Annotated in this window: 21 protein-coding genes; 9 read left to right on the top strand and 12 right to left on the bottom strand. The window is 71.7% G+C overall.

The window, feature by feature from the left end; genetic code table 11:
• Positions 1-40: 40 nt before the first annotated feature.
• From MTP13_RS11725 to MTP13_RS11715, 3 genes are read left to right on the top strand one after another with little or no spacing between them, the layout of a single operon-like run.
• Positions 41-1,930 (top strand): DNA methyltransferase, encoded by a 1,890-nt coding sequence (locus MTP13_RS11725; protein ID WP_243567932.1) that lies wholly within the window; start codon positions 41-43, stop codon positions 1,928-1,930.
• Positions 1,927-3,813 carry a DEAD/DEAH box helicase family protein gene (locus MTP13_RS11720; RefSeq protein WP_243567931.1) on the top strand — a complete coding sequence of 629 codons (1,887 nt, stop codon included), beginning with the start codon at positions 1,927-1,929 and terminating at the stop codon, positions 3,811-3,813. Before MTP13_RS11725 ends, MTP13_RS11720 begins: the two co-directional genes overlap by 4 nt.
• Before the next feature lie 12 nt (positions 3,814-3,825).
• Positions 3,826-4,863 carry a hypothetical protein gene (locus MTP13_RS11715; protein ID WP_243567930.1) on the top strand — a complete coding sequence of 346 codons (1,038 nt, stop codon included), beginning with the start codon at positions 3,826-3,828 and terminating at the stop codon, positions 4,861-4,863.
• A gap of 21 nt (positions 4,864-4,884) precedes the next feature.
• On the opposite strand, the gene MTP13_RS11710 is transcribed toward MTP13_RS11715, so the two are convergent.
• The 5 genes from MTP13_RS11710 to MTP13_RS11690 all read right to left on the bottom strand — a co-directional run bounded on the left by MTP13_RS11710 (position 4,885) and on the right by MTP13_RS11690 (position 10,917).
• Positions 4,885-6,213 (bottom strand): CDP-glycerol glycerophosphotransferase family protein, encoded by a 1,329-nt coding sequence (locus tag MTP13_RS11710; RefSeq protein WP_243567929.1) that lies wholly within the window; start codon positions 6,211-6,213, stop codon positions 4,885-4,887.
• Positions 6,214-6,308: 95 nt separating this feature from the next.
• A complete protein-coding gene (locus tag MTP13_RS11705; RefSeq protein ID WP_243570817.1) occupies positions 6,309-7,199 on the bottom strand; it encodes a glycosyltransferase family 2 protein in 891 nt (296 codons plus the stop codon).
• A gap of 4 nt (positions 7,200-7,203) precedes the next feature.
• Positions 7,204-8,031 (bottom strand): CDP-alcohol phosphatidyltransferase family protein, encoded by an 828-nt coding sequence (locus tag MTP13_RS11700; protein ID WP_243567928.1) that lies wholly within the window; start codon positions 8,029-8,031, stop codon positions 7,204-7,206.
• 3 nt (positions 8,032-8,034) lie between these two features.
• Positions 8,035-9,033: a glycosyltransferase family 2 protein gene (locus MTP13_RS11695; RefSeq protein WP_243570816.1), complete on the bottom strand. Its 999-nt coding sequence runs from the start codon at positions 9,031-9,033 to the stop codon at positions 8,035-8,037.
• A 156-nt stretch (positions 9,034-9,189) separates the two neighbouring features.
• Positions 9,190-10,917 (bottom strand): trypsin-like peptidase domain-containing protein, encoded by a 1,728-nt coding sequence (locus tag MTP13_RS11690; protein ID WP_243567927.1) that lies wholly within the window; start codon positions 10,915-10,917, stop codon positions 9,190-9,192.
• Between the two features lie 166 nt (positions 10,918-11,083).
• Between MTP13_RS11690 and MTP13_RS11685 the strand changes: the two genes are divergently transcribed.
• The gene (locus MTP13_RS11685; RefSeq protein WP_243567926.1) at positions 11,084-12,301 is read left to right on the top strand and encodes an aminotransferase class I/II-fold pyridoxal phosphate-dependent enzyme; all 1,218 of its coding nucleotides are present in this window, start codon (positions 11,084-11,086) and stop codon (positions 12,299-12,301) included.
• A 22-nt stretch (positions 12,302-12,323) separates the two neighbouring features.
• Here MTP13_RS11685 and MTP13_RS11680 read toward each other — a convergent pair whose 3' ends face one another.
• The 4 genes from MTP13_RS11680 to MTP13_RS11665 all read right to left on the bottom strand — a co-directional run bounded on the left by MTP13_RS11680 (position 12,324) and on the right by MTP13_RS11665 (position 15,260).
• The gene (locus tag MTP13_RS11680) at positions 12,324-13,157 is read right to left on the bottom strand and encodes a carbon-nitrogen hydrolase family protein (protein WP_243567925.1); all 834 of its coding nucleotides are present in this window, start codon (positions 13,155-13,157) and stop codon (positions 12,324-12,326) included.
• A 46-nt stretch (positions 13,158-13,203) separates the two neighbouring features.
• The gene (locus tag MTP13_RS11675) at positions 13,204-13,509 is read right to left on the bottom strand and encodes a winged helix-turn-helix domain-containing protein (protein ID WP_243567924.1); all 306 of its coding nucleotides are present in this window, start codon (positions 13,507-13,509) and stop codon (positions 13,204-13,206) included.
• 444 nt (positions 13,510-13,953) lie between these two features.
• Positions 13,954-14,592: a GntR family transcriptional regulator gene (locus MTP13_RS11670; RefSeq protein ID WP_243567923.1), complete on the bottom strand. Its 639-nt coding sequence runs from the start codon at positions 14,590-14,592 to the stop codon at positions 13,954-13,956.
• Positions 14,592-15,260 carry a GntR family transcriptional regulator gene (locus MTP13_RS11665; RefSeq protein ID WP_243567922.1) on the bottom strand — a complete coding sequence of 223 codons (669 nt, stop codon included), beginning with the start codon at positions 15,258-15,260 and terminating at the stop codon, positions 14,592-14,594. Before MTP13_RS11665 ends, MTP13_RS11670 begins: the two co-directional genes overlap by 1 nt.
• 441 nt (positions 15,261-15,701) lie before the next feature.
• Between MTP13_RS11665 and MTP13_RS11660 the strand changes: the two genes are divergently transcribed.
• Both MTP13_RS11660 and helR read left to right on the top strand, forming a co-directional pair.
• Positions 15,702-16,145: a hypothetical protein gene (locus tag MTP13_RS11660; protein WP_243567921.1), complete on the top strand. Its 444-nt coding sequence runs from the start codon at positions 15,702-15,704 to the stop codon at positions 16,143-16,145.
• Positions 16,146-16,241: 96 nt separating this feature from the next.
• Complete coding sequence (gene helR, locus MTP13_RS11655; protein WP_341681630.1) at positions 16,242-18,464, top strand: RNA polymerase recycling motor ATPase HelR; 2,223 nt, start codon at positions 16,242-16,244, stop codon at positions 18,462-18,464.
• Here helR and MTP13_RS11650 read toward each other — a convergent pair.
• Positions 18,439-19,035: a TetR/AcrR family transcriptional regulator gene (locus MTP13_RS11650; protein WP_243567920.1), complete on the bottom strand. Its 597-nt coding sequence runs from the start codon at positions 19,033-19,035 to the stop codon at positions 18,439-18,441. The genes helR and MTP13_RS11650 overlap by 26 nt on opposite strands.
• 103 nt (positions 19,036-19,138) lie before the next feature.
• Between MTP13_RS11650 and MTP13_RS11645 the strand changes: the two genes are divergently transcribed.
• Positions 19,139-19,408 (top strand): putative antibiotic biosynthesis monooxygenase, encoded by a 270-nt coding sequence (locus MTP13_RS11645; protein WP_243567919.1) that lies wholly within the window; start codon positions 19,139-19,141, stop codon positions 19,406-19,408.
• 112 nt (positions 19,409-19,520) lie between these two features.
• Here MTP13_RS11645 and MTP13_RS11640 read toward each other — a convergent pair whose 3' ends face one another.
• Positions 19,521-20,921 carry an APC family permease gene (locus MTP13_RS11640; RefSeq protein WP_243567918.1) on the bottom strand — a complete coding sequence of 467 codons (1,401 nt, stop codon included), beginning with the start codon at positions 20,919-20,921 and terminating at the stop codon, positions 19,521-19,523.
• A gap of 206 nt (positions 20,922-21,127) precedes the next feature.
• Between MTP13_RS11640 and MTP13_RS11635 the strand changes: the two genes are divergently transcribed.
• On the top strand, positions 21,128-21,667 hold the full coding sequence (locus MTP13_RS11635) for an Rv1352/Rv1906c domain-containing protein (protein ID WP_243567917.1): 540 nt from the start codon (positions 21,128-21,130) through the stop codon (positions 21,665-21,667).
• Between the two features lie 196 nt (positions 21,668-21,863).
• Here MTP13_RS11635 and MTP13_RS11630 read toward each other — a convergent pair whose 3' ends face one another.
• Positions 21,864-22,793 carry a LysR family transcriptional regulator gene (locus tag MTP13_RS11630; protein ID WP_243567916.1) on the bottom strand — a complete coding sequence of 310 codons (930 nt, stop codon included), beginning with the start codon at positions 22,791-22,793 and terminating at the stop codon, positions 21,864-21,866.
• A 77-nt stretch (positions 22,794-22,870) separates the two neighbouring features.
• Between MTP13_RS11630 and MTP13_RS11625 the strand changes: the two genes are divergently transcribed.
• The gene (locus tag MTP13_RS11625) at positions 22,871-24,607 is read left to right on the top strand and encodes an L-aspartate oxidase (protein ID WP_243567915.1); all 1,737 of its coding nucleotides are present in this window, start codon (positions 22,871-22,873) and stop codon (positions 24,605-24,607) included.
• Positions 24,608-24,685: the final 78 nt, after the last annotated feature.

The following is a 24,685-nucleotide window of genomic DNA, read 5'->3' as shown; positions in this document are numbered from 1 at the left end:
CTATCCTGAGATGACCGCCAGTCCAGCCGTGAGGGGACCCATGAGATCGTTGCTCGATCAACTGCCGAAGATCGTCGCCGAGGGCAAACGCGAGGCCGCGCGAGTGCTCGAGCAGCTCACCGGCGAGCAGCGCGTGCGCCTGCACACCCGCGAGTTCGTGCAGCCGAGCCGCGAGGCCGGCGGTCTTCCCCTGCACCGCGCCGCGACGCCGCAGCTGCCCGAGCCGTCCGGCCGACTGATCTACGGCGACAACCTGCTCGCGATGTCCGCCCTCCTCGCCGGCGACGAGACGACGCCGGGGCTCGCGGGCGGCGTCGACCTGATCTACCTCGACCCGCCCTTCGACTCGAAGGCCGACTACCGCACCAAGCTCACCCTCCCCGGCCACGAGGTCGAGACCCGGCCCACGGCGGTCGAGCAGTTCGCCTACTCCGACACCTGGGCCGACGGCACCGCCTCGTACCTCGCGATGCTGACGCCTCGACTCGTCCTGGCGCGAGAACTCCTCGCCGACACCGGCAGCTTCTACCTCCACATCGACTGGCACGTCGGGCACTACGTGAAGCTCATCTGCGACGAGGTGTTCGGCCGCGACAACTTCCTCAACGAGGTCGTCTGGTACTACCGGCGATGGAACATCGCGAGCACGAGCTTCGCCCGCAACCACGACACCCTCTTCGTCTACGCCAAGCGCAAGGGCCAGCACTACTTCAAGCAGCTCTACATCCCGAAGTCCGAGAAGTCGAGCGGGCAGGGCCGGGCCTGGGTGAGCACGATCGGCGACGACGGCGTCCGCCGTTCGGTGCTGAGCGATGAAGCGACGAAGGGGGTCGCGATGCCGGACGTCTGGGACGTCTCGATGATCAACCCCGTCGCCAAGGAGCGCGTCGCCTACGCCACGCAGAAGCCGCTCGCCCTGCTCGATCGCGTCATCGAGGCGTCCTGCCCGCCAGGTGGGCTCGTCGCCGACTTCTTCGCGGGCTCCGGCACGACGGCCGCGGCGGCCGAGGCCTCCGGGCGCCGCTGGATCACGAGCGACCTCGGCCGTCCCGCCGCCATGATCATCCGAAAGCGCCTCATCGACCAGGACGCACGGCCGTTCCTCTACCAGGAGATCGGCGACTACCAGGTCGAGCAGATGCGCTCGAGCTTGGGCCGCCGCTACCGCGTGGGCGACCTCGCCCGCACCGTGCTCGGCCTCTACGGCGCCGAGCCGTTGCCCGACGCGCAGAATCCGAGCGGCGCCCTCGGCAGCCTGCCCGGTGGCCGCACGCTCGTCGTCGCCGAGAGCCCGGCGCGGCTGACGACCGTCGAGTCGCTGCGCCGGGCCCAGTCGCAGCGCGACGCGGTGCTCGGCGGCTTCGAGCGGGTCGTCGTGCTCGGCTGGAACTTCCCGGCCGGCATCGGCCACGACATCGAAGCGCTCGCCGACGCCCGCCTCGAGGTCCGGGTCATCCCGCCCGACCTCATCGATCGGCTGAAGAAGAAGGGCGGCCGGCTCGCCGACTCCGTGCGCTTCTCCACCCTGCAGTACCTCGAGGCGGGCCTGCGCACGGCGCGACGGCAGGGCGACGAGGTGGAACTCGTGATCGGGCTCGATAACTACGTGCTGCTCTCCCCCGAGGCGATCAGCCTCAGGGCCGAGGACCGCGAGAAGGTGCTCCAGCTGATGAACCACGACCCGCTCTCGCTCATCGAGTACTGGGCCGTCGACCCCGACTTCGACGGCGAGCTCTTCCGCTCCAGTTGGCAGGACTACCGCGGCAACACCCTGAACGACGACGACCCGCTGCGCGTCGTCGCCTCCGCGACGCTGCGCGCACCCTGGCGCTCCGGCGTCCGCCGCATCTGCGTCCGGGCGGTCGACGTCTTCGGCTTCGAGTCGGAGGTCGTGCTCGAGCTCGACGCCGTCGAGGCGGATGCCGCGTGAGGATCCCGATCGACGAGGAACTGCCGCTCGCCAGAGAGATCTCGATCAGGCTGGCGGACGACGCCCGCGCGATCGAGTCCGGCGAGCCCTGCGCGCTCCTCGAGGCCGTCACCCCGACGACGGCCGAGCTGCTCCGCTGGTGGTTCGACGCCTCGATCTCGGCGGGGCGCCGCGACGCGTTCCACGAGGGGCAGCGCGATGCCATCCTCGCGATCGTCTATGCGCACGAGGTGCTGGGCGCCTCGACCCTCCGCGAGCTCTACGACCGGCTCGCCCCGGGCTCGCTCACTCCGGCCCGACGCGACGAGCTCGCCCACGAGCGCCACGGGCACCCCAAGTACGCCGCGAAGCTCGCCACCGGCACCGGCAAGACCTGGGTGATGAATGCGCTGCTCGTCTGGCAGCATCTCAACCATCTCGCCGCCCCCGCCGATCCCCGGTTCAGCAGCAATTTCCTCGTCGTCGCCCCCGGGCTGATCGTCTACGAACGGCTCCTCGATTCGTTCCGGGGCCGCCGGGTCGACGGGGTGCGGGACCCGCGCACGAGCGAGCTGCACGCGCGGCGCGCGCTGTTCACGCCGCCCCGGCACGAACGCGCCATCGCCGCGCTGCTCGCCTCCGGGGTCGTGGAGAAGCACGAGATCGGGCTCCGCGTCCCGGTCGGCGGCATGATCGCCGTGACGAACTGGCACCTCCTCGCCGGAGCCGAGGACCCCGATTTCGCAGGCGAGGCAGGCGAAGTCTGGCGCGGGCGACGACGAGGCGACGACGATCCGGCGCGGGCCGCCGTCGAGAGCATGTTCCCCCTGTCCCCCGGCGCCGCTGGGCACTCGCTCGAGTCCCTCGACCGGCGGGCCGCGCGAGGGCGCCCGTTGGAGTCGCTGATCGAGCTGAGCGACCTCGTGGTCCTGAACGACGAGGCGCACCACGTGCACGCGCTCCGGTCCGGTCAGGACACGAGCGACGTCGAGTGGCAGCAGAGCCTGACCGCGATCGCCGCGACGAAGGGGCGACGGTTCGTCCAGCTCGACTTCTCGGCGACGCCCTACGACGAGGCCGGCAGCGGTCGACGGTCGCACCGACGCTACTTCCCGCACATCGTGGTCGACTTCGACCTCCACGCCGCGATGCAGCGGGGGCTCGTGAAGGCGATCGCGCTCGACCGACGCGTCGAGCTGGCGGCGCTCCCCCTCGACTTCACCGCCGAACGTGACGAGCACGGGGCGGTGATCGGCCTGTCCTCCGGCCAGCGCACGATGATCCGCGCCGGGCTCAGCAAGCTCGCCCTGCTCGAGGCGCAGTTCGCCGCGATCGACCCCGAACGACGCCCCAAGCTCCTGATCGTGACCGAGGACACCATCGTCTCCCGCCACGTCGAGCAGTTCCTGCTCGAATCCGAGCGGCTCGACGCCGAGGACGTGCTCCGGGTCGACAGCGGCCGGCGGAGCGAGCTCGGCCCGAAGGAATGGGAGCCGATCCGCGCGCGGCTCTTCGACCTCGACCGACAAGCGCGACCGCGCGTCGTGATCAGCGTGCTGATGCTGCGCGAGGGCTTCGACGTCGACAGCATCTGCGTGGTGGTGCCGCTGCGCTCGGCGGGCTCCGGCATCCTGCTCGAGCAGACGATCGGCCGCGGCCTCCGGCTGATGTGGCGGGGGGATCCCGTCGTCGAGGAGCTGAAACGGGAGACGCGCGAGCGGATGCGCCGCCGACTCGAACCCGCCAACCATTTCGACGTGCTGTTCGTCATCGAGCACCCCGCGTTCCAGGCGTTCTACGACGAGCTGCTCGGCGACGGCCTGCTCGCGATCGTCGGCGACGAGGAGACCGCGGCCATCGGGGACCTCGAGCGCGTCGAGCTTCGACCCGACTGGCAGGAGTAGTACGACCTCCTCGTGCCCGAGATCGTGCGCGAGCACGAGGAGGAGCTCGCCGAGCCCCGCCTCGACCCGCTCGCGCTCGAGCCGTGCCGCTTCGAACTCGCGGTGCTGCGTCGAGCGGTCGGCAGCGGGGAGCGGTGGAGCTCGCACGACCTCGAGACGAAGACGCAGTACGGCGACTACCGGGTCGACGGCGGCGTCATGACGGCAACCGGGTACAACGATTTCCTCGCCCGCATCGCCCGACGCATCACCACGGTCGTCGGGCGCGCCTTCACCCCCGCGGCCGTCCGCTTCAGTGCGGCGAGCCGGTACCCGCTGCTCGCAACCCACCGCGCCCGGATCGCCGCCTGGGTGGACCGCTACGTGCGCGCTCGGCTCTTCGGCGAGCCGTTCGACCCGGCGTTCGACGAGGGATGGCGCGTGCTGCTGCTCCCCGGGGTCGCCGAGCACGTCGCCGGCGTGTTCTCGACGGCGCTCGTCGAAGACCAGCGCACGCATCCCGTCACGAGCGCGATCGTCGAGCAGCGCAGCGTCGCCGAGATCGGCAGCATCACGATGCGGGCGCGCGACGCGGTGCCCAGCCGCAAGTGCGTCTTCCCCGCCCTGCGGGTGGCGAGCCGGGGCGGCGGGCTCGAGCGGCGCTTCATCGAGTGGGCGGACCACGACAGCCGAGTCGAGGCCTTCGTCAAGATCGATGAGTACGCGCACACCTTCCTGCAGCGGCCGTACCTCCGAGCGGATGGCCTCCCCGCTTGGTACTCGCCCGATTTCCTCGTGCGCACCGCCGACGCCGTGTACGTCGTCGAGACGAAGGCGCAGACGGCGCTCGATCATCCGAATATCGAGCGCAAACGACGTGCGGCGCTGGCCTGGGTCGAGACCCTGAACCGCCTGCCGGCCGCCTCGCGCAGCGGGCGCCGCTGGCATTACGTGCTGCTCGGCGAGGACGCGGTGGCCGCCTGGCGACGCGGCAACGGCCGCCTGAGCGAGCTGCTGGAGCTGGAGCGGTGGTCGGCTCCCCCGCGCGGCGGGGAGCCGACGCTCTACTGAACCGCGGACCCCCGCGGAGGCTCAGCCGTGGGCGTCCTCGTCGGCGCGACTCTCCGCGCGCTCGCCCTCGACGTCGTGCTCGTCGATGACCTCGTCATCGAGGTGCTCGGTCGCGAAGCGCTCCCATTCGGCCATCAGGTGGTCGACCGCCCCGTGGAATCGCGCCGTCGCCGCCCCCGGCGTCGTGTCGCCGAAGTAGCGCTCGACCCAATGCCCGAGCCGATCCAGCGCGTCCTGGTCGTGTGCGACCTCGTCGACGCGCGCGAGCATCGCCGCGCCCGCCTGCGCAAGCGGCGTCCCCGGCTCGGCCACGAGCCACTCGCACGCGGAGAGATATCCGCCCGTGTCGATCTCGGCCTCCGGGGCGAGCGGTCGGGTGATCAGCAGCGGCTTGCCGGTCGCGAGCCGGTCGTAGACCATCGCCGAGATGTCGACGACGGCGAGGTCGGCGGCCGCGAGCTGCCACCCGAGCTCCCGGCCGTCGTCGTAGACGTGCATCGCCGTCGGGTCCGCCTGATTCGCCGCGCCGATGGCGTCGATGATCGCCCGGTTCGCGGCCGCGTACTCGTGGTCGAGCACCCCGGAGCGTGGATGCGGGCGATAGATCACGCGGTGCCGGCCGGTGGCGAGCAGCGCGGTGACGAGCGCCACGCCGTGCGAGGCGATGGAACCGTAGGCCGCCGCCGCGCGGTCGCCCTCCCAGGTGGGCGCGTAGAGCACGACCTCACGCCCGTCCTCCGGATAGGGCAGCTCGCGGCCGTCGTGATAGTGGTCGGCCTGCGGCCGCCCGATCGGGATCGCCCGCTTGTCGAAGTCGTAGTCCCAGAGCACCTTGCCCAACCGGGCCCGGGCCGCGTCGCCGGCGATGAGCGCATAGTCGTAGGCCTTGAACTGGTTCGTGGTCATGTACATCTTGTCGGACTCGCCGTGGTTGATGAACACGTGCCAGCGCCGCCCGTACCGCATCATCTGGAAGTTCTTCGCGTTCTGGTTCACGTAGAAGATGAGCTGGAGCTGCTGATCGTGGATCAGCTGCTCGAGGTCGGCCACCCGGCGCACGTACGCGACCGGCACCGGGGACTCGTCCAGCAGGGCGAGCGCCGCGCCGGAGGCACGGCTGAGGATCACCACGGGATACGTCTTCGCGAGCTCGGCAAGGGGCTTGTACCACTGGCGCAGCTGGTAGAGGTTGACCTTGCCGTCGGCGAAGTAGACGCCGATCCGGTAGCGGCCGGGTTCGAGCGGCGCCGCCTCGGCGAGGGCCGTGCCGAGCGCCCGCTGCGAGCGCCGCGAGGCGATGATGTTCTTCGCGAGCTTCACCGCACGGCGAGCGTCAGTCTTCAATCCCACTCGGCAAGGGTAGCGACGGCGCCTGGGCGGATGCCTCGGCGGAGCGCGCCGCGGGCGCACCGAGAGCCGATCGTTACCGAGCGGCCGGCCGCCGCTCAGATGATCGGCGGTCGGCCGGCGCGGGTCATCCGCCAGACCGTCCGCCAGCGGAGCGGCCGCCGCTCCCCCGGGGCCTCCCGCCAGCCCGCGAGCCAGCCGCCGAACCAGGCGCGCAGCTGCGCCGGCTTGCGGGCCCAGCGCAGCACCTGGATCGCGGTCCACGAGCCGACATAGAACGGGACGAGCACGACGGGCAGATTGCGGCGGGCGAGCCAGACGCGGTTGCGCGCGTTCAGACGGAAGTAGTACGAGTGCCGCGCGGGGTCGATGACCGGGTGGGCGGCCTCGAGCTCGCCCGCGTACCAGGCGCGATGCCCGGTGTCCCAGACCCGCCACGCGAGCTCGATGCCCTCGTGGGCGTAGAAGAACGGGTCCGCCCAGCCGCCGGTCTGTTCGAAGACGGCCCGCGGCAGGAGCACCGCCCCCTCCCAGCACGAGAAGACGTTGCTCGAGTGCGCCGGGTCTCCCTTGCGGATTCTGGGGATCCACCGTCGCGGCGAGACCAGTCCGGTGGGATCCACGACCCGCGGCTGCACCAGTCCGAGCTCGGGTCGTGCGGCGAGCAGCGCCGCCCCCTTCGCGAGGAACTCCGGGTCGGGGAGGAAGGCGTCGTCGTCGAGGAAGAAGAGCAACTCGCCGCCGACCTCAGGCACCCCGCGATTACGGCCCGCGGGGATGCCGAGGTTCTCGGCCAGCGCGAGCGTGCGGACCGCACCGGGCAGGGCGGGCTCGGCGGTCGCCGGATCCCAGCCGTTGCCGACCACGACCACGTCGACGGCGACCCCGCGCTGCTCGAGCACGCTGCGAACGCCGCGCAGCAGTTCCTCGGGCCGACGGCCCATCGTCAGCACGACGACGCCGAACCGGGGCGTCGCCGTGCCGGACATCGGCTCAGGAACGGACACGCCGGCTCGCCATGATCGCCACGAAGTGCCCGACGACCGCGAGCACGGCCAACGGCAGCAGTGCCGTCACGACGACCCGGTCCACGATCGGCTGGCCGACGAACAGCCCGACCACGGCGGCGGCGAACGCGATGAGCGTCAGCTCGACCGAGTGGTAGAGCCGGTGGAACGGCACGAACCGGGCGACACGGCGGAGCTTCGCGACGAGGCCGCCGCGCGGCGCCGTCTCGCCGTGGGTGTCGGCCAGCTTCGGCAAGCCGGCATTGGCGCGGGCGACGTGCACCATGTCGTTCAGCGCCTTGTTGAGCACGATGACGAGGGCGAGCAGGGCGCCGACGGTCGTCCAGAGGAAGTCGGCGGGGAACTCGAGCGGGTACGCGGCGGCGCGGATGCCGAGCGCGATCGGGATGAGCGCCTCGGTGGAGTAGTGCCCCACCTTGTCGAGGAACACGCCGGCGGGCGACGACGTGCGCCGCCACCGGGCGACCTCGCCGTCGCAGCAGTCCACGAGCATCTGCAGCTGGCCGAGCACCACCGCGAGCAGCGCGCCCCAGACGCCGGGGATGAGCAGGGCCGCGGCGGTCGACCACCCGACGAGGATCATCAGCCCGGTCACGCCGTTCGCCGAGATCGGCGTCTTGAGCAGCACCCACGTCAGGTACGGCGACAGCCGCCGGAGGTAGAGCGACGCCGTCCAGTGCTCCGCATTGCGCCGCCCGCGGACCTCAGGCGGCTGCGTGACCGCTTTCAGCTCGGCGAGGCTCGATGGGTGCGTTCTCGACGGCTCCGACGACGTCGAGTGCGGGTGCGACATCCGTTACCTTCCCGTATGGCTGGCGATGTTCCGCGTCAGCGAGAGATAGCCGAGCACGAAGCCCGCGCCCCACGCGACATGGATGCACGGCAAGACTACGAGAAACCAGAGCCACGACGCGGCACCCTGGCCGCGACCGTAGACGAGCGCCGCGACGAGGACGAAGAGCAGGTAGACGGCCGGCACCACGAGGCCGACCGCCAGCCACGGGGGCTGACCGGCGAGCGCCTGCGCGAGCCCGCCGAGGCCGGCGAGGAGCCCCAGCAGCACGCCGAGCACCATGACGGGCGGCACGAAGTAGCGCAGGCCGTTGGCCGCGGGGAACCGGCGGGCCAGCTCGCCGCGCCAGAGCCCGGTCGAGAACATCTGCCGGCCGAGTCGCTCGAGGCTGGAGCGCGGCCGGTACGTGACGCTCAGTTCGGGCGTGAACCAGACGATGCCGCCGGTGGCGCGCAGCCGTCGGTTGAGCTCCCAGTCCTGGCCGCGCTTGATCGTCTCGTCGAAGAGCCCGACGCGTTCGAGCGCCTCCCGGCGGAAGACGCCGAGGTAGACGGTCTCGACCGGCCCGGCCGTGCCGCCGACATGGAAGGCGGAGCCGCCGAGCCCGACGGGGGTCGTGTAGGCCCGCGCCACGGCCCGCTCGAACGCGGACTCGCCGTGCGCGGCCATGATGCCGCCGACGTTGTCGGCACCGGTGCGTTCGAGGGTGTCGACGGCGATCCGCGTGTAGTCGGCCGGAAGCATGGAGTGGGAGTCGACGCGCACGACGACGGGGTAGACGGCGGCACGGATGCCGAGGTTGAGCCCGGCGGGCGTCGAGCCCACCTCGTTGTCGAGCACCCGCACCCGGGTGTCGCGGGCGGCCAGATCGGCGACCAGTTCAGCGGTGCCGTCGATCGACGGCCCGAGCGCGATGAGGACCTCGACCGGGCCCTCGTACCGCTGATCGAGGATCGACTCCACGGCGGCGCGAACGTGCGAGGCATCGTTCAGCACCGGCATCACGTAGGAGACGCCGAGCGTCGATCGGCTGGTGCCGTCGGGCTGATCGGGCAAGGTTCCTCACTCTGCTGCTGGGTCGATCGAGCCTAGCAAACGCCGAGTGGCCGGAGCCTCGATGGCTCCGGCCACTCGCCGGTGTTGCGTCGGCGTCCGGGATCAGCCCTCGAAGGTGCCGAGCGTGACCGTCACCGTGTGCGCCTCGCCGTTGCGGAGGTAGGTGACCTCCGCCTCGGCGCCGCCCGCGAGTGCGCGGACCTGCGCGGTGAGATCGGTCTGGTCCGTGATGGGCAGGCCGTTGAACTGGGTGACGATGTCGCCCTTCTGCAGGCCGGCCTTCGCCGCGGCGCCCCCGGCGGGAACGTCGGTGATGAGCGCGCCGACGGTGCTGCTCTGCTCGTCGCTCTGCGCGGCCGTGACGGTCGCCCCGAGCAGGCCGTGCGTCGCCGAGCCGTTCGCGATGATCTCGTCGGAGACCCGCTTCGCGAGGTTCGACGGAACGGCGAAGCCGACGCCGATGTTGCCCGACTGGCCGGACGAGGAGTCGCCGGTGCCGAGGATCGCGACGTTGACGCCGATGAGCTCGCCCTTGCTGTTCAGCAGCGCGCCGCCGGAGTTGCCGGGGTTGATCGCGGCGTCGGTCTGGATCACGGGGATCGAGATGTTGCCGCCGCTCTGCTGCTGGCCGCTCTGCCCGCCCTCGCCGCCCTGGCCGCCCTGGCCGGGGATGTCGAAGTTCCAGAAGTCGAAGGGCTGCTGTCCTCCCTGCTGCTGGTCCCCCTGGCCGCTGTCGTCCGGGGTGGAGGGCGCCGCCGAGGAGGCGACCTCGATGGAGCGGTTCAGGGCGCTCACGATGCCGTCCGTCACGGTGCCGGACAGTCCGAGCGGCGCGCCGATCGCGATGGCGGTGTCGCCGACGTTCAGCTTGCTCGAGTCGGCGAAGGCGAGCGGGGTCAGCCCCGATGCATCCGTCAGCTTGATCACGGCGAGGTCGCTCAGCGGGTCGGTGCCCACGAGCTCGGCCGTGTAGAGGTGGCCGTCGTCGGTCTTCACCTGGATGGTGGGCTCGCCGGTCGCGCCGTCGAGCGTGACGACGTGGGTGTTCGTCAGCACGTAGCCGTCGTCGGAGAGGATGATGCCGGAGCCGGTGCCCGCACCGTCGGCCGAGGAGACCGAGATGGTGACGACGCTCGGGCTCGCCTTCGCGGCGACCGCCGTGACCTGGTTCACGGACTCGGTGTCGTTGACGACGACGTTCTGCGGGCTGGCGCTCGCGGAGGTCGTGGTGGTGCGGTTCGCCAGCGCGAGCGCGGTGACGCCGGCGCCGGCGCCGCCGCCGATGAGGGCGGCCGCGACGATGGCCGCGGCGATGCCGAGGCCGACGGGCCGCTTCTTCGGCGCGGGCGCCGCGGGCTGTCCGCCGAACGCCGGCGGGATCTGCCCCGGCGGCACCTGGCCCGGCTCGTGGGTGGGCTGGGGCTGCCGCGCTCCGGGCAGGGGCTGCGTGGGCTGCGTCGCGGGGTGGGTCGGCTGCGCGGCGACCGGGTGCGGGTACTGCGCCGCGTGGTACGGCTGCGGGGCCCGACCGGGCTCGTAGAGCGTCCCGGTGACCGGGGCCGCCGGCTGGTCTGTCGGGCCCGGCGAGGTCTGCGCCTGGGGCGCCGCCGGCTGCGGCGCCGCCTGGGGCGCCGCGGGGGCGTTCGGGGCGACCCATCCGGCGGCTGCCGGAGCGGGGGCCTCGGGCGCGGGCGTCTCGGCTGCGGCGGTCTCGGCTGCGCTCGTCTCGGGGACGTCGCTCGTTGCGGCGACGCCCGCGGCTTCCGTGACGTCACGCTCCTCGGGGTCCCGCGGCTCCTCCGAGACGGGGCCGGTGGTGTGATCGGTCATGTCTGCTCCTTCCAAGCTGCCCCCACTCTCGCGGCGGAAGCTGTGCGTGGCATCGGCGAAGTCTATGGATCGGCTATCGGCCGGCAGTGAAGCCTCCGAACGGATCGCGAGGGCGTCGGCACGCCTTCGCCAGCGTAGCGCCGGGCGCTGCGGGTACGGTGTGAGCGTGACCGACACGCCCGCAGAACACCGCCTCGCGCCCTGGCAGCGCACTGCCGAGGGCGCCGGGCTGCTCGGCCCGGACGGGCGGATCGCGGCGACCGTGTTCGCTGAAATGAGCGCGCTGGCGCAACGCACCGGGGCCATCAATCTGGGCCAGGGCTTCCCCGACGAGGACGGCCCGGCCGCGGTGCTCGACGCCGCGGTCGACGCGATCCGGAGCGGGACGAACCAGTACCCGCCGGGCACCGGGATGCCGGTGCTGCGGGAGGCGATCGCCCGGCACCAGCAGCACTGGTACGGGATCGGGCTGGACCCCGACCGCGAAGTGCTCGTGACCGCCGGTGCGACCGAGGCACTGGCCGCCACCGTGCTCGCCTTCGTCGAGCCGGGCGACGAGGTGGTGACCTTCGAGCCGTACTACGACGCGTACGCCGCGCTCATCGCCCGCGCAGGTGGCGTGCACCGCACCGTGCCACTGCGTTTCCCCGATTGGCGTCCGAACCACGACGAACTGCGTGCCGCCGTCACCGACCGCACCCGGCTCATCCTCGTCAACGATCCCCACAATCCCACCGGCGCCGTGCTCGACGAGGCCACGGCCGAGCTGCTCGTCGAGCTCGCAGAGCGTCATGATGCGCTCCTCGTCACCGACGAGGTCTACGAGCACCTCCGTTTCGAGGGGCCGCATCGGCCGATCGCGGCGCGTCCGGGTGCTCGCTCGCGCACGATCAGCATCTCCTCTGGAGGCAAGACCTTCTCCACCACGGGCTGGAAGATCGGCTGGCTGACCGCACGCCCGGAGCTCGTCACCGCGGTGCTCGCCGTGAAGCAGTACCTCACCTACGTCAACGGCGCCCCGTTCCAGCCCGCGATCGCCACGGGTCTCGACCTGCCGGACGCCGCGTTCACCGCCGCCGCCGCCTCGCTCGCTCGGCGCGCCGAGCTGCTCTCCGCCGGGCTCGAGGCCGCCGGCTTCACCGTCGCCCGCCCGCGCGCGGGCTACTTCGTGGTCGCCGACGCGGGTCCGCTCGGATTCGACGATGCCGAGGAGCTGTGCCGCCGACTGCCGGAACTCGCCGGCGTCGTCGGGATCCCCGTCTCGGCCTTCGTCCGACGCGAGCACCGGCACGAGGTCGCCCGACTCGTGCGCTTCGCGTTCTGCAAGCGCGAGGACGTGCTGCGGGAGGCATCCGCCCGGCTCGCCGCGCTCGGTGCCGCCTGATCGGGGCCGCGCCCGCGACGACTCAGCGCGGAACGACCCGGTAGCGACGGAGCTCGAGCGCCGGGTTGACCCGGCGCACGCGTTCGAGCCGTTCCCGTTCGATCCAGGCGATCGCGACGCCGGCCTCCTCGCCGAGCCCCGCGATCTCGACGCCCATCGGGTCGATCACGAGGCTTGCGCCGATGGCGACCGGCGGAGTCTGGTCCGCCGCGGCGAGGTACACGGTGTTCTCGATCGCACGCGCCGTGGCGAGCGTGCGCCAGTGGTGCTCCTTCAACGGCCCGCGCACCCACTCCGCGGGGACCAGCACGAGCTCGGCCCCGGCGTCGACGAGCGTCCGCGTCACCTCCGGGAATCGCAGGTCGTAGCAGGTCTGCATGCCGACCGTGACACCATCGAGCTCGAAGAGCTCCGGGGCGGCGAGTTCGCCGGCGGCGACGTGCTCGGACTCCCGCTGCCCGAAGGCGTCGTAGAGGTGTTGCTTGCGGTAGCGGGCGACCACGGTGCCGTCGGCATCCGCCGCGACGAGCGTGTTCGAGAACCGTCCGTCGTCCCGACGCTCCAGCATGCCCGCGACGAGGTGCACACCGAGCTGGCCGGCGAGCGCGCTGAACGCGCCGACGAACGGGCCGTCGATCGGCTCGGCCGCCTCGGCCATCTCGTGGCCGAGCTCCGGGGTGAAGAACATGGCGTACTCGGGGAGCACCACGAGCTTCGCACCGCGAGCGGCGGCGAGCCGCGCGAGACGTTCGATCTGCTCGAGGTTCGCCACGACATCGGCCATCGGGGCGAACTGCGCGACCGCGACGCCCAGGGCGGGACTCGGTGGAGCGGTCGGGCGGTCCGGCGTCGGCATGGATCCATCGTAGACGGCCGTCGGCCCGCGAGCCGGTGCCGGCGCGTCAGCCGAGCAGCCAGTCGGTGAACGCGTCGAGGTCGGCCGCGAGCAGGTCGTCGACCGCCCGATAGCGCACGACCCGTCCCTCGCGCGCGCCGTCGACGACGAGGTAGCCCAGCCGCTCGAGATCCCGGAGGGCGGTGGTGGCCGAGCCTCGGCTCACGCCGGTGCTCGCCACGATCTCGGTGTGCGAGGTGCGGGGGTGTCGGACCACGTGCCGGAGGACGCTCGCCCGGGCGGCCCCCGAGAGGGCGTGCTGCATCGCCGTGATCCGCGCCGGAGCGCTGTCGAGCTCGCGTCGTGCTGGCATATCCACCCTTCCGTTCGCCCCGGTGCGCGAGCAGACTCCAGTCCTGCTCCGGGGTGCGCCGACGCCCCGAACGAGGTGCGAGGGGTCGGACGATGAGAGATCGGGCTCCCGAGACTCGGAGAGATCCGGGGGGATCCAAGGCCTCGGGAGCCCGGCGCATGCAGCCCTCTCGGCTTGTTCGACCTCAACCCATTCGAGGACCACCTGCGACGGATCCATGGTATCCCGTGAATTCGCAACAGCGCAAGTTCGGGCGCGGCGGTGGGTTCCTCGCGTGGAACCCGGGAGCCTGCCGAACTTCGGCCTGGAATCCCGAGCTGCGTTCCCATTGCACGGCGGTCGGGCTCGTGGGCAGCGACGACGACGGGCTCGTCGGCACCTCCGACGGCGGAGACGCGCGAGGCGCCCGCGGCTGCCTATCGAGCGTCGAGCAGCGGCGGGCCGTCAGCCCTGCTTGACGGAGTCGAACTTGCCGGGGGAAATGTAGTCCCCCAGGATCGTCTCGGCGAGCTCGGCGTCGCCCATCGCGATCGCTCGATACAGGGCCTCGAGGTAGTGGCCTGCCACACTGGGGTCGAGTGCGTGGGTGATGACCTGCGTCACGCGGGCGCCCACGAGCTGATTGAGTTCGTCCAGAATGGTGCTGTCAGCCATGACGAAGAGCTGCTCCCGGAAGGCGAGCACCGCTCTGCGGATCACGGCCGGGTCGGCTGTGCCATCGAGAGGCACGTCAGGAACGATCTGCCGGAGCACCTCGACCTGGGCCGCGGTACGACGCATCGCCGCCCAGCGGATCACGAGCCGCTCGAGCGTCGCATGGACCACGCTCAGGGCGTCCAGTTCCTCGTCGTCGAAGCCGCGCACCGTCGCGGCCGACCGCGCACCACCGGGAACGACGAGCTGCTCGGCGACCAGGCCCTGGATGGCCTGCCGGACCGGGAGCCGACTCACGCCGAACTCCTCGCCGATGGACCGTTCCACGAGCGGTGCGCCCGGGGCGCGCTCGCCCTCGACGATCTGCTGCCGGAGTGCGATCTGAATCCGCTTCGCCTCGGAAATCCGGGCGGCCTGCTCGTCGGCCATCATCGCACCCCGGCCGTCCTGGTCGCGGTGAGCTTCGTCTCGAGATCCGCGAGCACCTCGGCCCGCACGGCCGTGCGTGCGGCGGCGTACTGGGCTCGGACGGCCCGGTCGACGGCGCTCGCATCGCGCTGCTCGATTCCGCGCACGATCGCCGCGCCGTGCTCCGCGATGACCCGCGGCGAAAGAACCGCGCCGGATTCCCGACCCCGCAGCACGGTGCTGATCTCGACCAGGAACGGGTTGCTCGAGGCGTCCGCGATGGCACCCCGGTAGGCGAGCACGGACCGCGCGGTCGCACCGGCGTCGCCGCGCTCGACCGCCGTCGTCACCTCGGCGAGGCTGCCGCGGACCCGCTCGAGCGCGAGCTCGCTGCGACGCTCGGCGGCGAGACGGGCGGCGACGACGTCGAAGACCTCGCACACCTCGGCCAGTTCGCCCAGGTCGCGGAGCCCGAGCTGACGCACCTCGATGCTGCGGCCCACGCGGGCGACCAGGCCCTCGCGCTCGAGCACGCGGAGCGCGTCGCGGACCGGGAGCCGACTCACGCCGAGTTCGTCGGCGATGGCGCGTTCGATCAAGCGCGAGCCGGGCGGGCGGGTGCGTGCGACGATCTGGTCGCGCAGCGCATCGGCGACTCGCTCGGCTTCGGTTCGCACGTGTTCGGTCATGCCGCCACGCTCAGTCTGCGGAGGCGCGAGGCCGCAACGCCACGCGAGAACTGCATCCTGAACGACATAGCAGAACTGTATCAGCAACGCATTCGCCCGGGCATGGCGCACGCAACCCGCCCTTCCTTCCGCCTCCCCTAGAAGACGGGGCGTGCGGATGTTCGCGACGCGTTCGTGGACATGCACATGGTATCCCATGTGATATGTTCGAGACGTCCGCATCCTCGCGAGCGTTGATGTCGGCAGTTCCGCACGACTGGGAATCGGTGCGGAGAGAGGGCCCGGCGTCTGGGGGAATCAGGCCGGGTCCTCTCATGGCAGGCAGAACTGGCATCCCGCTGGCACCGCCTGGGGTGGAGCTGCGAATCCAGTCCCACCGGAACCCGAAAGAACTGGCGCCGGGCCGGGGCCAGTGCGAATGGCATAGAGAGAGCCCTCAGCATGCGAGCGCACGTCGAGTCGAGTTCGGAGCACGATCACCGAGCGGCACGCTTGGAGTACGAGGTGCTCGCGGCCAGGCAGGCGGCGAGCAACCGCTCCATCGAGCAGGCCGCCGCGCTGCGCGAAGCGGCTGCCGCCTTCGGCCTCGTCACGGCGACCGCCCCGCACGAGGCGGCCGATGCGGAGCGCGGGTTCCGGCGCTGCCTCACCGACGCCGCGCAGGTGCCGCTGCTCCTCGAATCCCTCGAGCTCCTCGCCGAACGCTCCCCCGCCCGCCCGACTGCGCTCGCAGCGGTCGCGTACGCGCACCTCGCCGTGGCCGTGAGCGACGCCGACGCGGATGGGGCGGAAGCGGTCGTCCGCACGCTCCACGCGGCCGAGCAACGGCTGCGCCGGACCGAGGTGCTCCGCCCGCTTCGCGGAAGGCGCGAGCCGGACGGCTGAAGACGCCTCCGGAGCACGCACCGCGGAAGGTCGCGCCCCCGCAGTTCCAGGATACCGCCGGGCCGGGGGCTTGCCGCAAGGCCCCCTCGGTGGCGCATACTGGCGGACCCACCCGCCTGTCGCCTTGGAGGACCCCTGTCTGAGAGCCCCTTCCAGCTGCCCGCACACCTCGCCGAGAAGTCGAGCCCAGCGCTCCTCGCCGAGGACGAACGCCACTTCGCCGCGATCGCTGAGGCGCTCGCCACCGCGATCGCGGAAGTCCGCGATCGCCTCGGCGCGGAGCTGCAGGCGCAAACCCGCCACGGCCAGGCCGCGCTCGATCGCGATCTCGAGGTGCACCGGCTCGAGAACCGGCTCCGCACGCTCCGGCGCTACGGGATCGACGCCTGCCTCGGCCGAATCGTCGTCGACGACAGTGACGAGCCGCGATACATCGGCCGCATCGGGCTCGCCGGCCCCGACGGCGAGCGGCTCCTCGTCGACTGGCGCACCCCGGCGGCCGAGCCGTTCTTCGCCGCGACGCCCGCGCAGCCGATGGGGCTGCGCAGCCGGCGCCGATATCGCTGGACGCGCGGGCGCATCGTCGACTACTGGGACGAGCTGCTCGAGCCGGGCAGCGATGCCCGCGCGCTCGCGCTCGACGACCAGTCGGCGTTCATCGCGAGCCTCGGCACCGACCGCTCGGCGCGGATGCGCGACGTGCTCGGCACGATCCAGGCAGACCAGGACGCGATCATCCGCGCCGGCTCGGAGGGCGCTCTCGTCGTCGACGGCGGTCCGGGCACCGGGAAGACGGTCGTCGCGCTGCACCGCGCCGCCTACCTCCTCTATGCGGATGCCAGGGTCGCCGCGCACCGCGGCGGCGTGCTCGTCGTCGGCCCCTCGCACCCCTACCTCGACTACGTCGCCGACGTCCTGCCGAGCCTCGGCGAGCAGGAGGTCGCGATGGCGGTGCCGAACGACTTCGTGCCCGAAGGCGCGATCCTCGCACCGGAGCGCTCCCCCGCGGCCGCCGCGCTGAAGGGCGAGGCCCGTCTCCTCGACGCGGTCGCTGCCGCGGTCGAGGCGTACGAGGTCCCGCCGACCGCCGAGCTCCTCGTCGACACTCAGTGGGGCGAGTCCTTCCTCGGGCCCGTCGATTGGGCTGAGGCGTTCAGCGCTCCGGAGCCCGGCACCCCGCACAACGAGGCCCGCGGCGTCGTCTGGGAGGCGCTGCTGGAGATCCTCGCGGACCAGCAGCCGGCCGGCGTCCCTGCACGACTCCTGCGCCGAGAGCTCGAAGCCGATGAGGCGCTGCGGCGTCGCTTCGACCGGGCCTGGCCGCTGCTCGATCCGGTCGGAGTGGTCGCCGATCTGTGGACCTCGCCCGACTACCTGCGACGCTGCGCGCCCTGGCTGAGCGACACGGACGCGGCCGCGCTCCGGCGCGAGCAGCCCCGGGAGTGGACCCGCGCCGACGTGCCGTACCTCGACGCGGCCCGGCGTCGCATCGGCGATCCGGAGGCCCCGGGCCGCATCCGCCGCGCGCGGGCCGAGGCCGAGGCCGATCGCGAGCAGATGGACCTCGTGGTCGATCAGCTCATCGCGGCCGACGACGACGGCGAGGGGCTCGTCACCATGCTGCGCGGTGCGGACGTGCAGCACACGCTGCTGGGCGAGCTCCCCGGTCCGGAGCGCACCGCCCCGCTCGACGGCCCCTTCGCGCACGTCGTGGTCGACGAGGCGCAGGAGCTGACGGATGCCGAGTGGCGCATGCTCCTCGCCCGCTGCCCCTCGCGCAGCTTCACGGTGGTGGGCGATCGGGCGCAGGCGAGGCACGGCTTCCTGGAGTCGTGGACCGAACGGATGCGTCGTGTGGGCTTCGGGCGGGTCGAGCTCGCCGGGCTCACGGTGAACTATCGCACCCCCGCGGAGATCATGGCCCAGGCTGCGCCGGCCATCCTGGCGGCCATCCCGGATGCGAACGTGCCGACGAGCATCCGCTCGGGCGGCCACCCCGTCGAGCATCTGCCACTCGCCGAACTCGCGACCGTGCTCGAGGAGTGGACGGCGGCGCATCCCGAGGCGAGCGCCTGCGTCATCCATCCGGCCGCGGCCTCCGGAGCGGCCTCGGCGGCCCTCGAGGCCGCGCTCACCGGGCTTCCCCGGGTGCGACGGCTCACGCCGGAGCTTGCGAAGGGACTCGAGTTCGACTTCGTGGCGCTCGTGGAACCCGCCGGATTCGGCGACGGCATCGAGGGCGCCGTCGACCGCTACGTCGCGATGACCAGGGCCACCAGGCGCCTCGCCGTCTTCAGCGGCGAGCCGACTCCGAGCTGAGGGCGCGGGCCAGCAGCTCGACGGCGGCGACGATGCTGGCCCGCCGCTCGGCGCGCCGGCCGTCGACCCGTCCGCTCAGGAACTCGTCGACCTGCGGCAGCACCGGCCACGAGTCGCACAGGGTGACGATGGTGAGGAGGAGGTCGGCCGCGCCGTCGTAGTCGACGCCGGGGAGCATCCGCATCATCGCTGCGACCTTCGAGGTGTGGTGCTCGAGGCGCTCGGCCCGGGCGACCGTGTCGCGCCCCCGCTCGAGCCCCTCCCACGTCACGAGCCTCGGGACGGTCGGGTCGTCGACGTGGTGGTCGAACAGCCGGCCGGCATAGTCGGCGACCGCCCGCGGGCCCTCGCCGTGGAGCGGCACCTCGTCCATGACACGGCGGAGCTCGTTCACCAGCACGGCGTCGAAGAGCTCGCCCTTCTTGCCGAAGTACTGGTAGATGCGCTCCTTGTTGACGCCCGCGGCGGCGGCGATGCGATCGATCCGGCCGCCGGCGAAGCCGTGCTGCGCGAACTCGACGGTCGCCGCGTCGAGCAGTCTCCGCTTGGTGCCCTCGGTGTCCCAGGCCATGCGATCAGGGTAGCAAGGTCCAACCGGGCGGTTGCGGAATAGATGAGGCCGCCCTATGGTTGCAACCGTTCAGTTGGAAGCAACCAAACAGTTGGAGAGTGTCATGTCGACCGAACCCGTCGCCACCCCGAACCAGACCCCCGCAGCGGCCACCACCCCGCCGTCACCGCCCTCGATCCACCTGCGCGCAGCGATCACCTGGCTCGCGATCTTCCCGCTCGTCGCGATCGGGATGCTCGCCTTCGCCCCGCTCTGGGCCGACTGGCACCCCGTGCTGCGCGCGCTGCTGCTCACGGCGATCGTCGTGCCGCTCGCGGTCTACCTCGTGGTGCCGCGGCTGCTCGCCGGCTACGGCCGGCTCCGCCGCCACTGAGCGGAGCAGACGGGTGAGCGGAGCAGACGGGTGAGCGGAGCAGACGGGCGGACGGGCCCGGGATCGGCGATCCCGGGCCCGTCCGCCTCGAGCGGCGCGGCCGCCGCAGCGGCTACTCGTCGATGACCTTGTTGAACCCGGTCACCGGCTGCGCCTCGTCGAACGCGGCGACCTTGCGTCGGAAGCCGCGCGTCAGGACGAGCAGGTAGACGAAGCCGATCACGGCCCACGCCATACCGCCGATGAGCGCGTCGGCGTGCAGGTTCGCCCAGAGCACCCCGGTGAGCACCATGCCGATGCCCGGCAGCACGATGAACGTGAAGATGTCCTTCGGCGTGCGCCGACGACCCTTGCGGATCGCGAACCAGGCGATCACCGAGACGTTCACGAAGGTGAACGCGATGAGCGCACCGAAGTTGATGAACGCGGCGATGAGCTCGAGGGTGAACGCCGCAGCGAGCAGGCTGATCACGCCGACGAGCACGATGTTGAAGGTCGGCGTGTGGGTCTTCGGGTTGATGTATCCGAAGAAGCGCTTCGGCAGCACGTTGTTGCGACCCATCACGAGCAGCATGCGCGAGACGGAGGCGTGGGACGCGAGCCCCGAGGCGAGCGTGGCCGCGAAGCCGGCCGCGGTGAGGATGGCCTGGAACACCGTCCCGCCGACCTGAAGGCCGATCTCGGGGAGCGTGCTGTCCTCGATCGCCTCGACGGGGAACGCGTCCGAGGACGGGAAGCGGAGCTGCGTGAAGTACGCGGCGACGAGGAAGATCGCGCCGCCGATGACGACGGTCAGCAGGATCGCCTTCGGCATGATCTTCGGCGTCTTCGCCTCTTCGGCGTACATCGTGACCGCGTCGAAGCCGATGAACGAGAAGCAGACGATCGTCGCGCCCATCAGCACCGCCCCGAGCGTCACCCCGTCGTGGAGGAACGGCTGCATGGAGGCGACGGTGCCCTGGCCCTCGCCGCGCATGAGCTGCGCGAACACCATCACCACGAAGACGGCCATCACGACGATCGAGAAGACCAGCAGCAGCATGTTGATGTTCGAGGTGCCGCGCATCGTGAGATAAATCACCGAGGTGACGAGGGCGCAGTAGATCACGACCCAGATCCAGCCCGGGATCTCGGGGAACAGCGCCTCGAGATAGCTGCGGATGATGAGGCAGTTCACCATCGGCAGCAGCACGTAGTCGATGAGCGAGGTCCAGCCGACCATGAACCCGACGTTCGGGTGGATCGACTCCCGCGCGTAGGTGTACGCGGAGCCCGCGCTCGGGATGGCGCCGGCCATCTTGCCGTAGCTGATCGCGGTGAACATCATCACCACGAGCGCCACGAGGTACGCGGCCGGGACGACGTTGTCCGTGTCCCGCGCGACCATGCCGAAGGTGTCGAACACCACGGTCGGGGTCATGTACCCGAGGCCGAGGCCGACGATGGCCCACAGTCCGAGGTTCCGCTTGAGGCTGGCGCCCTTGCTCGGGGCGCTCACCGACGTTGAAGCCATGCTCTCTCCTTCATGAGCCGTGCGCGGCACCAGGAGGCGAGAACCAGCGGTGTTCGGCGCCGGACAAGCATGCCATAGATGCGGGCCCTGGATGCGCACCCTCGAGGGGGGCGACTCGCGCCGTCGCCCCCTGAACTGGGGAGGATTCCTCAGAGCCGGTAGGCCATACTGCTACGAGTGCCTGCAACCGACCCGAGGAGCGGACGATGGAGTTCCATCTGCCTGCCAACCGGTTGCTGCTCCCCTTGATCGGGGCCTCGATGATCGCGACGGCGGCGATCGCCGCGACGATCACGCTCTGGGCCACGAGCGAAGCGCGGACCGCCCAGCTCGAGGTGCAGTTGCAGCTGGACCGCGATCGCGCCGACCGGCTCGTCGAGCAGCTCGGCGCGTACGAGGACCAGGATGCCGGGCTGCGCGCCCGCGAGCAGACGCTCGCCGCGCGGGAGGCCGAAGTGGTCGCACGGGAGCAGGCGGTGTCCGCGGCGGAGGCCGCCCTGCCGGTCACGGCGCTCGAGGACGATCGCTGGTACACGGCCGGCGCATCGATGATGCCGGGCACGTACGAGGCCTCGACGAGCGAGGCGTCCTGCACGTGGTCGATCTCGGTGGCCGACCCCGACGAGCCGGGGGCCGGCGAGCTGATCGAGACCGGGCACGGCGCGGGCTGGCCGGTGTCAGTCGTCGTCGAAGCCGGGCAGGACTTCAGTTCGACGGGCTGCGTCAGCTGGAGCCTGGTCGGCTGAGGCGCTGCTCAGGGGCCGCCTCGACCGCTGATCCACGCTTCGAGTTCGGGTCAGGAAGCGGTGAGCTGCGGTGTTCCGGGCGGCCCCTGCGAGCACACGTCCAGCCTGGCGCAGACAGCTCAGGATCAGCTCAAGTCCAGCTCAAGAAGCCGTTCGGATCGACGCAGCACTCCGACAGACGGGTCCGACGGCGGGCTCAGGCCCCGACCAGCCGCATCGTGTCGCCCGCTCGGGCCGCGAACGCCGTCGCCGTCGCGGCGATCGTGCGCTGCATCACGCCGACGGCGATCGTGGGCGCGACGTCGGCCGGACGGGCGAGGCTGATCGTCCGAGTGAGCGTCTCGCCGCGCAGCCGGACCGAACGAAGCCCCGGACGGTCGATGAGCACCATCGCCGGCACGATCGCGACACCGAGCCCGCGCTCGGCGAAGCGCAGCACGGCATCCATCTCGGCCCCCTCGAGCACGACGTCGGGCGCGAGCCCGGCAGCGCGGAAGGCGCCGTCGGTCGCGCTCCGCAGGTCGTAGCTCGAACTGAACACGATCTGCGGGAGCGCGGCGAGCTCCGCGAGGGAGATGCGCTCCCCCGCGACCACGGGCGGCGCGGCGGCCGAGGAGACGACGACGAGCTCCTCTTCCACGAGCGGCACGACCGAGAAGCGGTCGGCCGTCGTGGCGTCGGAGGTCGTGATGAGCGCGAGATCGAGTTCTCCCCCGGCCAGTTCGTCGAGCAGGCGGCGGGACCCCTGCTCCGACAGGTGCAGCTCGATCGCAGGGTGGGCCGTGTGGAAAACGCTGAGCACCTCGGCGACGAGGCTGATGCAGAGCGTGGGCGTCGCGCCGAGCCGCACCCGCCCGCGCTCGAGCCCGGCGAGCTCGGCGAGCTCCCGCCTGACCGACTCGGCATCGGCGAGCATGCGCCGCGCGAGCGGCAGCAAGGACTCGCCGGCGACGGTGAGCGTCGCCCCCGTGCGGGCGCGGTGGAAGAGCTCGGCGCCGAGGTCCTGCTCCAGCGCCGCGATCTGCCGACTCAGCGAGGGCTGCGCGAGATGGAGCTCCGTCGCTGCCCTCGTGAAGTTCCCGAGGCGCGCGACCGCCAGGAAGCCGCGCAGCTGATCGAGATTCACATCGATAGCCTATCCGCATCGTCACGACTCGATATATGCATTGGAGTAATTGCTGACCTCGACCTAGCCTCGGGCCCATGCAGACCTCAGAACGGCAGATCTCCACCAGCGTGCTCGTGATCGGCACGGGCGGCTCCGGCCTCCGCGCGGCCATCGAGCTCGCCGAGGCCGGCGTCGACGTGCTCGCGCTCGGCAAGCGCCCCAAGTCGGACGCGCACACCTCGCTCGCGGCCGGCGGCATCAACGCCGCGCTCGCCACGATGGACGCCGAGGACAGCTGGCAGCAGCACGCCGCCGACACCCTCAAGGAGAGCTACCTGCTCGCCGACCCGCACACCGTCGAGACCGTCACCAAGCACGCCGCCCGGGGCATCGACGATCTCGAACGCTACGGCATGCCCTTCGCCCGAGAAGCGGACGGCCGGATCTCCCAGCGCTTCTTCGGCGCTCACACCTACCGCCGCACGGCCTTCGCCGGCGACTACACCGGGCTCGAGATCCAGCGCACGCTCATCAACCGCGCGGTCCAGCTCGACATCCCGGTCCTCGACACCGTCTACGTGACCCGCATCCTCGTGAACGGCGACGGTGCGGTCTTCGGCGCCTACGGCTTCGACCTCGAGACCGGCACCCGGTACCTCATCCACGCCGACGCCGTCATCCTCGCGGCCGGCGGGCACAACCGGATCTGGCGCCGCACCTCCTCGCGTCGCGACGAGAACACGGGCGACTCGTTCCGTCTCGCCGTCGAGGCCGGCGGCCGGATCCGCGACCCCGAGCTCGTGCAGTTCCACCCCTCCGGCATCCTCGAGCCCGAGAGCGCGGCCGGCACCCTCGTCTCGGAGGCGGCCCGCGGCGAGGGCGGCATCCTCCGCAACGGCCTCGGCGAGCGCTTCATGCCGAAGTACGACCCCGAACGCGCCGAGCTCTCCACCCGCGACCGGGTCGCCCTCGCCTGCTACACGGAGATCGCGGAGGGCCGGGGCACCCCGAACGGCGGAGTCTGGCTCGACGTCTCGCACCTCCCCCGCGAGACGATCATGACCCGCCTCCCCCGCGTCTACCAGACGATGCTCGAACTGCAGATGCTCGACATCACGAAGGAGCCGATCGAGATCGCGCCGACCGCGCACTACTCGATGGGCGGCGTCTGGGTGCGCTCGGAGGACCACTCCACCGACGTCCCGGGTCTCTACGCGATCGGCGAGGCCGCGAGCGGGCTGCACGGCGCGAACCGGCTCGGCGGGAACTCGCTCATCGAGCTGCTCGTGTACGGCCGGATCGTCGGGCAGGCCGCCGCGGCGTACTCCGCCGGGCTGCCAGTGCAGTCCCGCTCCGCGGAGGCGGTCGCGACCGCGCGCTCGGAGATCGCCGCGCTGCTCGACACCGACGGACCCGAGAACGTGCGGGCGCTGCAGCGCGCGATCCGCGACACCATGACGGAGCACGCGGGCGTCGTCCGCTCGGAGGAGGGCCTGCGCGCCGGGCTCGCGGAGCTCGACGCCATCGAGGCCCGGATCGCGCAGGTGGGCGTGCACCCCGACATCGCCGGCTTCCAGGACCTCGCGCACGCGTTCGACCTGAAGTCGGCGGCCCTCGCCGCCCGCGCCACCCTGGAGGCGGCGCTCGAGCGGCGCGAGACCCGCGGCTGCCACAACCGCAGCGACTATCCGGAGCTCGACCCGGCACTGCAGGTGAACCTCGTCTGGTCGCCCTCGACCGGCGTGGTGCGCGAGTCGATCCCGGAGATCCCCGCGGAGATCGCCGAGCTCATGGGCGGCGAGATCTCGCTCGCCGGCAAGCTCGTCGAGTAGCGACTCGCGGCGGGCGCCGCACGGCATTCGGGCGGCTCCCGCGGCGGAGTCGCCCGAATCCGTCCGCTCCGGTAACGA

This window comes from Agromyces soli, from assembly GCF_022811605.1.
GTDB lineage: Bacteria > Actinomycetota > Actinomycetes > Actinomycetales > Microbacteriaceae > Agromyces > Agromyces soli.
This window is presented reverse-complemented; position numbering and strand designations above follow the sequence as displayed.